Raw genomic sequence first — 9640 nt, forward strand, 5'->3', positions numbered from 1 at the left:
GGTTACATTCCGAACCCGGAAGCTAAGCCTCACAGCGCCGATGGTACTGCAGGGGGGACCCTGTGGGAGAGTAGGACGCCGCCGAACAATCATTCCAAAAAGACCCCCTCCCACTCGGGAGGGGGTCTTTTTGCGTTAACCTCTGCCAACACACGAACCGGAGTTGGCTGGAGAGGCGCGATCCGTTGCAGAACCTGACTCTCACCTGGCAGTCGGCCGGGGGCGCCGCGGTCGCTCTCTACGGTGGTGCGTACGCCGCCGGCAGGGTCCGGAAGCCGTCGTTGTCGGCGCTGCTGCGGGAGGCCGGCACGCTGCTGGCGCTGTTCGCGCTCTGGCAGCTGGTGGGGCACCTGTCGGTGATGAGTGCGGACCACGCGGTCGACCGGGCGGGGTGGATCCACCGGACGGAGCTGGCGGTCGGCCTGCCGGACGAGGCGTCCTGGCAGGCGGCGGTCACGCCGTACCCGGTGCTGGTGAAGCTTGCGAACTACTACTACGCGGTCATGCACTTCCTGGTGATGCTGGCGGTGCTGCTCTGGGTGTTCCTGCGGCACCGCGAGCGGTACGCGTGGGTGCGGAACACGGTGGTGATCACGACGGCGGTCTGCCTGCTGGTGCAGTTCGTCCCGGTGGCGCCGCCGCGGATGCTGCCGCAGAACGGCTTCGTCGACGTGGCCGCGCAGTACGGGCAGTCGGTGTACGGGGGTGCCGTCGGCGGGGTGGTGGTGGCGGACCAGTTGTCGGCGATGCCGTCGGTGCACGTCGCCTGGTGCGTGCTGGCGGCGGTCGCGGTGGTGCGGGTGTCGAGGAGTCCGCTGCGGTGGGCGGTGCTGCTGCACCCGGTGCTGACGGTCGTGGTGGTGGTGGTGACGGCCAACCACTTCTGGGCGGACGGCATCGTCGCCGTCCTGATCCTGCTCCTCGCGTACGCCGTGCTGGCGCTGGTGGCACGCCGGCGGGGTCGGGCCTCCGTCGACACGGAGGCCCGACCCCGGCGTGGTGCGGTGGATCAGCCGGAACAGGTCACTTGAGCGGCAGGGCGATCCTGCCCCAGGCGCCGTTGCTCAGTGCGGACGTGGCCCAGTACCAGGCGGCGAGCCCGGAGACGGCCGCGACCCAGCCGGCGAACTTGGCGAGCCCGCCGTAGCCACCGAAGGTGGCGACCGCGGACAGGACCAGGGAGAGGGTGAACAGGCCGTAGACGACGCGGCTGACCAGGCCCGCGCCCCAGCTGGCCGCGGTCAGGGTGAGGGCGAGCAGCGCCCACAGCAGCAGGAAGAGCCCGGCGGCGTTCTTGCCGGCCCCGCCGGCCGCGGACCAGGTCGCCCAGAAGGCTCCGAGGCTGGTGAAGGCGGTGCCGGTGAAGGCCTCGCCGCCGCGGAGCTGCCAGAGGCCCGCGACGAAGAGGGTTATTCCGCCGACGAGGTGGGCGAGTTGGGCGGCGTCCCCGACCCCGGTGCCACTGAGGATCCCGGTGGAGAGCAGGCCGTAGGCGAGCAGTGTGAGGCCGAGTGCGAGGTAGCCGAGGTTACCCGCGTCGGCTCCGGTGGAGCGGGCGTTCGTTGCCCCGGTAGCTTCGTTGCTCACCGGAGGCTCCTTTCACTCTGGGCGCGCGCAGGGCGCAGTCAAGGCAGTGGTGTGGTCCGATGAGGTGGATGCGCGCGACCGCGCCGAGGGCGCACGGCTGGAGCGTGCGCGGGCTGCGGTCAGAAGTGATGGGCCAGCGGGAGAGCCGCTGGTCGCGTCCCCGCCGGGGGATTCCCCGGTGAGATCGGTGTACCCGGCCGAACTCGCTTGTACCCTTGTGAATCCAACAATTCGTGACGTCGTCAGCTGTCGAACGCTCACGGCCGGCCCCGGAACGGGCCGGAATCCGGCGGATCCGGTCAGGCGGTCCGCTGGGCCGGCACCCGCAGGGTCAGGATGGCCATGTCGTCGGAGGGCGGCTCCGGGGCGAAGCGCTCGACGGCGCGCTGCACGCGCAGGGCGACCGCTCCGGCGGTCAGGCCGGTGCAGCCGGTGAGCACCTCGGCGAGTCCGTCGTCGCCGAGCATCCGGCGGCCCTCGCGGCGTTCGGTGACGCCGTCGGTCACGCAGAGCAGGACCTCGCCGGGGGAGAGCACCAGGTGTTCGGCCGTCAGGTCGAGGTCGTCCATGACCCCGAGCAGCGGCTGCGGGGTGGCGGCCCGGTCGACCCGGCCGTCGGTGCGCAGCCGCAGCGGCAGCGGGTGGCCGGCGCAGACCAGGGAGAGCTCGGTGCTGCCGTCCGGGCGGGGCGTCAGCTCGCCGTAGAGCAGGGTGAGGAAGCGGCTGCGCGAACCCTCGTCCAGGATGGCCGCGTTGAGCCGGCGGAGCACCTGCGGTGCGTCCAGTCCTTCGCGGGCGAGCAGGCGCAGCGAGTGCCTGGCCAGTCCGGTGACGGAGGCGGCCTCCGGGCCGGTGCCGCAGACGTCGCCGATGGCGAAGCCGTAGGTGCCCTCGCGGATGGTGAACAGGTCGTAGAAGTCGCCGCCGACCTCGTTGCCCTCGCCGGCCGCCTGGTAGTAGACGTCCACCTCGACACCGGGGATCTCGGGCAGCTCGGGCGGGAGCAGGCTGCGCTGCAGGGCCTGGCTGGTGGCGGTGCGCTCGGAGTAGAGGCGGGAGTTGTCGAGCGCGAGGGCGGCGCGGCGGGAGAGGTCCTCCGCGAGTTCGAGGATCTCCTGGCGGAAGCGGACGCCGGACGGGACGCCGAGGGCGAGCAGGCCGATGACCCGGTTGCGGGCGGTCAGCGGGAGGACCACGGTCTCCCCGAGCAGGCCGGCGAGTTCGGGGCCGTCGTCGAGCCCGCCGGCGGCGGCGGTCTCGACGGGAGCCGACCAGAAGCGCACGCCGTGGGTCGGGCCGGCCTCCGGGGCCGGGGTCTTCTCGAGCAGGCCGCGCAACGGGTCGATGCGGTCCTCGTCCTCGTGCAGGACGAAGGCGAGACCGGCCGCGGCGCTGTGGTCGCCCTTGGTGTAGACGGCGCACCAGGAGGCGAGGGTGGGAACGGCCATCTGGGCCATCAGCGCGAGGGTCTGCTCGTGTTCGAGGGTGCCGGCCAGCAGGTCGGAGGCCTCGACGAGGAAGGACAGCGAGCCCCGGCGCAGCCGCTCCAGCTCGGTGAGCCGGGTGCTCTCGACGGCGAGGGCGACCCGGTCGGCGGCGAACTGCAGGCGCAGTGCGTCCTCGTTGTCGTAGCGGCCGGGGGCGGCGGTGGCGATGCCGAGCGAGCCGATCAGCCGCCCCTCGACCTTGAGCGGCACGGTGACCAGGGAGCGCATGCCGCTGCCGGTGAGCAGCGGCAGGCCGGTCGGTCGCGCGGTGAGGTCCTCGTGGACGGAGGGCAGCCGGGCGGAGTCGTACCGGTTGCCGGTGTCGACGGGGAAGCGGGCCCGTCGGCGGTGGCCGGAGGTGAGTCCGGTGGCGGCGCGGACCTCGAACTCGGTCTCGTCCTCGGTGGTGAGGAGCAGGTACGCGGCGTCGGCGTCGAGCAGGTCGCGGGCGCGTTCGACGGTGCGCTGGAGCAGGGTGTCCAGGTCGTCGGTGGCGACCGGGCCGGCCAGCAGGTCGAGCCGCGGACCGGTCGGGTCGGTCCGCTCGCCGGGCAGCGTGCGGGCGGGGGAGCGGAGCACCGCGCGGTCGGGTTCGAGGACGAGCAGACAGAGGGTGGACGGGACGCCTTCGGTGTCCCGGACGCGGACCTGGACGCCGTAGACCTCGACCTCCTCGCCGTCGGCGCGCCGGACGCCGTAGCCGCCCTCCCAGCGGGCCATCCGCAGGGTGTCGGCCAGGTCGGGGCCGCGGTCGGCCGGCTGGGGCCAGACGGCGAGGTCGGCCCAGGGGCGGCCGAGCACGGCGGTGGCGGGGTACCGGAAGAGCGCCTCGGCGTCCGGGTTCCAGGCGAGGACGCGGCCGTCCTCGTCGAGCTGGACGACGGCCACGTGCACCGGGCCCGGGCCGCTGGGCAGGTCGCTGCCGGGGGTGGCGGGGACGGCGTAGCGGGTGCCGGCCACCGGAGCGGGCAGGGCGAGCCGGAACCAGACGGTCTTCGTGCCGGCCGCGTACTCGACGCCCCAGCGCTCGGCGAGGGCCGAGCACATCAGCAGGCCGCGGCCGCCCTCGCCCTCGGGGTCGGCGTAGCGGTCGGAGGCGGTGACGGGGCCGTCGCCGAGCGAGGGGAGGCTGCGCTCGGGGTGGTGGTCGGTGACCTCGATCCGCACCGTCCCCTCCTCGCGCAGGCAGCAGACCTCGGCGGCGGTGCCGGCGTGCACGACGGCGTTGGTGACCAGCTCGCTGACCAGGACGACGGCGTCGTCGACGACCTCGGACAGGCCCCAGCCGAGCAGCGCGTCCCGGACGAAGCCCCTGGCGGCGGCCGCGGACCGGCCGTCGGGGTCGAAGGTGGCGGCTGCGCGCGCGGTGACCACGTTGCCACTTCTCCTCTGCTGCTCTGGCCCTGGCTGTCCGGGGTGCGGCGCGGACTCCCCCGCGTGCCGTCGGGGTGGGCGGCGGCGCTGGGGCGGGTCGCGGCCCGGTGCAGCGCTCCACCCTACTTTCCGCTTGGTTCCCCGTGGGGGCGGGGCGGCGAAACAGGCACCTGAGGGTGATTCTGCCCACCTGTTTCGGACGGCGGGGCACCAACCGAGCGCAACCGGCCGTGCACCCGGTGCCGGTGCTGCCAGACTGGGGGGTCCGCGACGGTCGGTTCGAGCAGTACGGTCGATGCGGGTGCCGGTGGACCGAGTGGGCCGCCGGCGCAGCCCGGCCGGGCCGGTGCCGGGTGCGTGCCGTACCGGCACGGGAGGTCACCGGACAGTTCACGATGTGGGAGGGGCCCGTTGAGTTCGGCCACCAAGGACGCAACCGGTACGACGCCGCCCGCCCAGCGCGGCGGGCGGTCCGGGACCGCGCCGCGGAACGCGGCCGGCCGGCGAGCGAACCACAACCGGGGAGCGGAGCCGGCCGAGCTGCGGAAGCTGCTGTCCGCGCTGACCGCGATGCGGGACGGCAACTTCCGCCGGCGGTTGACCGTCCCGGGGGACGGGCCGCTGGCGGAGATCGCCGCGGTGTTCAACGAGGTCGCCGAGCGCAACCAGCACCTGACCGGCGAACTGGCCCGGGTGCGCCGGGCGGTGGGCCGCGAGGGCCGGCTGAACGAGCGGCTCGAGACGGGCGCGGGCGAGGGCGCCTGGATGGCGGCCGTCGACAACTGCAACGCGCTGATCGACGACCTGGCCCGCCCGATGTCCGAGGTGGGCCGGGTGCTGACCTCGATCGCCGAGGGCGACCTGGACCAGAAGATGGAGCTGCGCTCGCTGCACAGCAACGGGGTGAGCCACCCGCTGCGCGGCGAGTACCTGAAGATCGGCCGGACCGTGAACGGCCTGGTGGACCAGCTCTCGGAGTTCACCGACGAGGTGACCCGGGTGGCCCGCGAGGTGGGCACCGAGGGCAAACTGGGCGGCCAGGCCAAGGTCCGCAGCGTGTCGGGCAGTTGGAAGGACCTGGCGGACTCGGTCAACACCATGGCCGGCCGGCTGACCGCGCAGGTGCGCAACATCGCCCAGGTGACCACGGCGGTGGCCAAGGGCGACCTGTCCCGGAAGGTCACCGTCGAGGTGGCCGGCGAGATGCTGGAGCTGAAGAACACCGTCAACACGATGGTGGACCAGCTGAACGGGTTCGCGGCGCAGGTCACCGGGGTGGCCCGGGACGTCGGCACCGAGGGCCGGCTGGGCGGTCAGGCGCAGGTGCCGGGCGTGGCCGGCGTCTGGCGCGACCTGACCGACTCGGTGAACTTCATGGCCGACAACCTGACCGGCCAGGTGCGCAACATCGCCCAGGTGACCACGGCGGTGGCGCGCGGCGACCTCTCGCAGAAGATCGAGGTGGACGCGCGCGGCGAGATGCTGGAGCTGAAGAACACCATCAACACGATGGTGGACCAGCTCTCCGGCTTCGCCGAGCAGGTGACCCGGGTGGCCCGCCAGGTGGGCACCGAGGGGCGGCTGGGCGGCCAGGCACAGGTCCCCGGAGCGGCCGGCGTGTGGCGCGACCTGACCGACAACGTCAACTTCATGGCCAACAACCTGACCGATCAGGTGCGCAACATCGCCCAGGTGACCACGGCGGTGGCGCGCGGCGACCTCTCGCAGAAGATCCAGGTGGACGCGCGCGGGGAGATCCTGGAGCTGAAGAACACCATCAACACGATGGTGGACCAGCTGGGCGCCTTCGCGGACGAGGTGACCAGGGTGGCCCGGGACGTCGGCACCGAGGGCATCCTCGGCGGCCAGGCCAGCGTGCCGGGGGTGTCCGGCACCTGGAAGGACCTGACCAACTCCGTCAACCTGATGGCCAACAACCTGACCAGCCAGGTCCGCAACATCGCCGAGGTGACCACCGCGGTGGCCCGCGGCGACGTCTCCAAGAAGATCACCGTCGACGCGCGGGGCGAGATCCTGGAGCTGGTGACGACCGTCAACACGATGGTGGACCAGCTGTCGGCCTTCGCCGACGAGGTCACCCGGGTGGCCCGCGAGGTGGGCACCGAGGGCATCCTGGGCGGTCAGGCCCGGGTGCGCGGGGTGTCGGGGATCTGGAAGGACCTGACCGACAACGTCAACTTCATGGCGTCCAACCTGACCGGCCAGGTCCGCAAGATCGCCGAGGTCGCCACCGCGGTGGCCAGCGGCGACCTCTCCAAGAAGATCAGCATCGAGGCGCAGGGCGAGGTCGCGGCGCTCGCCGGGACCCTCAACACGATGGTCGACCAGCTCTCCTCCTTCGCGGTGGAGGTGACCAGGGTGGCCCGCGAGGTGGGCACCGACGGCACCCTGGGCGGCCAGGCGAGCGTGCCGGGCGTGGCCGGCATCTGGAAGGACCTGACCGACAACGTCAACCTGATGGCCAACAACCTGACCGGCCAGGTCCGCAACATCGCGCTGGTGATCACGGCGGTGGCCCGCGGCGACCTCTCGCAGAAGATCGACGTCGACGCGCGCGGCGAGATCCTCCAGCTCAAGACCAGCATCAACACCATGGTCGACCAGCTCTCGGCCTTCGCCGACGAGGTCACCCGGGTGGCCCGCGAGGTGGGCACGGACGGACGGCTCGGCGGCCAGGCCAGGGTGCCCGGCGTGGACGGCACCTGGCAGGACCTCACCGAGTCGGTGAACGAGCTGGCCAACAACCTGACCCGGCAGGTGCGCGCGATCGCCCAGGTCGCCACCGCAGTGACCAGGGGCGACCTGAGCCTGCGGATCGACGTGGACGCCGCCGGCGAGCTCGACGAGCTCAAGGACAACATCAACCAGATGATCGCCAACCTGCGCGAGACCACCCGGACCAACCAGGAGCAGGACTGGCTCAAGACCAACCTGGCCCGGATCTCCGGCCTGCTGCAGGGCCGCCGGGACCTGGAGGCCGTCGCCTCGCTGATCATGACCGAGCTGACCCCGGTGGTCTCCGCCCAGCACGGCGCCTTCTTCCTCGCCCAGCCGGCCGGCCGCACCGCCGAACTGATCACCGAGGACGACGACGAGAACGACACCGTGCTGCGCCTGATCGGCAGCTACGGCTACCAGCGGCGCGCGATGCCGACCACCTTCCGCCCCGGCGAGTCGCTGATCGGCCAGGCCGCGGTGGAGAAGCGGGCGATCATCCTCAAGGAGGCGCCGCCCGGGTACCTGAAGATCGCCTCCGGTCTCGGCGAGGCCTCGCCGGCCCACATCGTGGTGCTGCCGGTGCTGTTCGAGGGCCGGCTGCTCGGCGTGATCGAGCTGGCCACCTTCAGCTCCTTCACCACCGTCGCGCTGGACTTCCTCAACCAGATCGCCGACCTGATCGGCGTCACCGTGAACACCATCAGCGTCAACACCAAGACCGAGGGGCTGCTGCTGGAGTCCCAGCGGCTCACCGCCGAGCTCTCGATGCGCTCCGCCGAGCTGGAGGCGCGCCAGGAGGAGCTGGAGCGCACCAACGAGGAGCTGCAGGAGAAGGCCGAGCAACTCGCCCAGCAGAACCGCGACATCGAGATCAAGAACAGCGAGATCGAGGAGGCCCGGCAGGTCCTGGAGGAGCGCGCCGAGCAGCTCGCCCTGGCCTCCCGGTACAAGAGCGAGTTCCTCGCCAACATGTCGCACGAGCTGCGCACCCCGCTCAACTCGCTGCTGATCCTGGCCAAGCTGCTCTCCGACAACAACGAGGGCAACCTCTCGCCCAAGCAGGTCGAGTTCGCCGACACCATCCACGGGGCCGGCTCCGACCTGCTCCAGCTGATCAACGACATCCTCGACCTGTCCAAGGTCGAGGCCGGCAAGATGGACGTCCGCCCGGCCCGGATCGCCCTCGTCCAGCTGGTCGACTACGTCGAGGCCACCTTCCAGCCCGTCGCGCTGGACAAGAGCCTGGACTTCGCCGTCCGGGTCTCGCCGGCCCTGCCGGTCACCCTGCACACCGACGAGCAGCGGCTCCAGCAGGTGCTGCGCAACCTGATCTCCAACGCGGTCAAGTTCACCGACACCGGCGCCGTCGACTTCTCCATCGCCCCGGCCGGCCCGGAGGTCCCGCAGCACGTCCGGGAGCGGCTGCTGGAGGCCGGCTCGATCCAGGGCCCGGACGACGAGCTGATCGCCTTCTCGGTCTCCGACACCGGCATCGGCATCCCCGGCAACAAGCTGCGGGAGATCTTCGAGCCGTTCCGGCAGGCCGACGGCACGACCAGCCGCAAGTACGGCGGCACCGGCCTCGGGCTGTCGATCAGCCGGGAGATCGCCCGGCTGCTCGGCGGTGAGATCCACGCCGAGAGCGAGCTGGGCGAGGGCTCCACGTTCACGCTCTACCTGCCGCTGCGCACCGAGGCGCCGGACGCGGCCGCGACCGAACGCCAGGCCGCGCCGCACGCCCCGGCGCTGCGCGCCTCGGTCGGGGTGACCCCGGTCGGGACGCCGGTGCCGGTCGGCGAGAACCCGGCCGACCACTGGGCCCAGGAGGTCCGCGAGCTGGCCGAGGAGCGCCGCCGCGGCGCGGTGGAGCGCCGGCGCACCGCCGCGCTGGACACCACCGTCGCGAGCCGCCAGGTGGAGCCCGCCCCGCCGCGGCCCGGCCGCGTCGACGCGCGCTTCGACGGCCAGCAGGTGCTGATCGTGGACGACGACGTGCGCAACGTGTTCGCCCTCACCAGCGTCCTGGAGCAGCACGGCCTGACGGTGCTGTACGCCGAGAACGGCCGCGAGGGCATCGAGATGCTGGAGCAGCACGAGAACGTCGCGCTGGTTCTGATGGACATCATGATGCCGGAGATGGACGGCTACGCGACCACCGAGGCGATCCGCCGGATGCCCCAGTTCTCCGGCCTGCCGATCATCGCCCTGACCGCCAAGGCCATGAAGGGCGACCGCGAGAAGTCCCTGGAGGCCGGGGCCACCGACCACATCACCAAGCCGGTGGAGACCGACCACCTGCTGTCGGTGATGCGCGAATGGCTGCGCCCGGGCCGCGCGTAGCCGCCCGGGACGGGGCGGACCCCCGGGGCCCCCCCCGGGGGGGCGCCCGCCGGGGGGGCGGGGTGGGGGGGGGGGGGGCCCGGGCCCCCGGAGGGTGACCCAACGGTGCGCAC

At 72.4% G+C, this 9640-nt stretch carries 4 protein-coding genes and 1 rRNA gene; 3 read left to right on the forward strand and 2 right to left on the reverse strand.

All coding sequences use genetic code 11. The features are described from left to right. Nucleotides 1-87 (forward strand): 5S ribosomal RNA (gene rrf, locus ACFYUY_RS31210); the annotation flags it as partial. A 98-nt stretch (nt 88-185) separates the two neighbouring features. Then, nucleotides 186-1031, forward strand: coding sequence for a phosphatase PAP2 family protein (locus ACFYUY_RS31215; RefSeq protein ID WP_387905661.1), 846 nt, complete (start codon nt 186-188; stop codon nt 1029-1031). On the opposite strand, the gene ACFYUY_RS31220 is transcribed toward ACFYUY_RS31215, so the two are convergent. Together ACFYUY_RS31220 and ACFYUY_RS31225 are read right to left on the reverse strand one after the other, a co-directional pair. Continuing rightward, the gene (locus tag ACFYUY_RS31220; protein WP_360221042.1) at nt 1024-1587 is read right to left on the reverse strand and encodes an acetate uptake transporter; all 564 of its coding nucleotides are present in this window, start codon (nt 1585-1587) and stop codon (nt 1024-1026) included. The two genes, ACFYUY_RS31215 and ACFYUY_RS31220, sit on opposite strands and share 8 nt — an antisense overlap. Before the next feature lie 299 nt (nt 1588-1886). Then, complete coding sequence (locus tag ACFYUY_RS31225) at nt 1887-4448, reverse strand: SpoIIE family protein phosphatase (RefSeq protein WP_387905664.1); 2562 nt, start codon at nt 4446-4448, stop codon at nt 1887-1889. Nucleotides 4449-4859: 411 nt separating this feature from the next. On the opposite strand from ACFYUY_RS31225, the gene ACFYUY_RS31230 reads away from it, so the two are divergent. Beyond that, nucleotides 4860-9527, forward strand: coding sequence for a HAMP domain-containing protein (locus ACFYUY_RS31230; RefSeq protein WP_387905667.1), 4668 nt, complete (start codon nt 4860-4862; stop codon nt 9525-9527). Nucleotides 9528-9640: the final 113 nt, after the last annotated feature.

Origin of the sequence: Kitasatospora sp. NPDC004745, assembly GCF_042873275.1 — a bacterium.
GTDB lineage: Bacteria > Actinomycetota > Actinomycetes > Streptomycetales > Streptomycetaceae > Kitasatospora.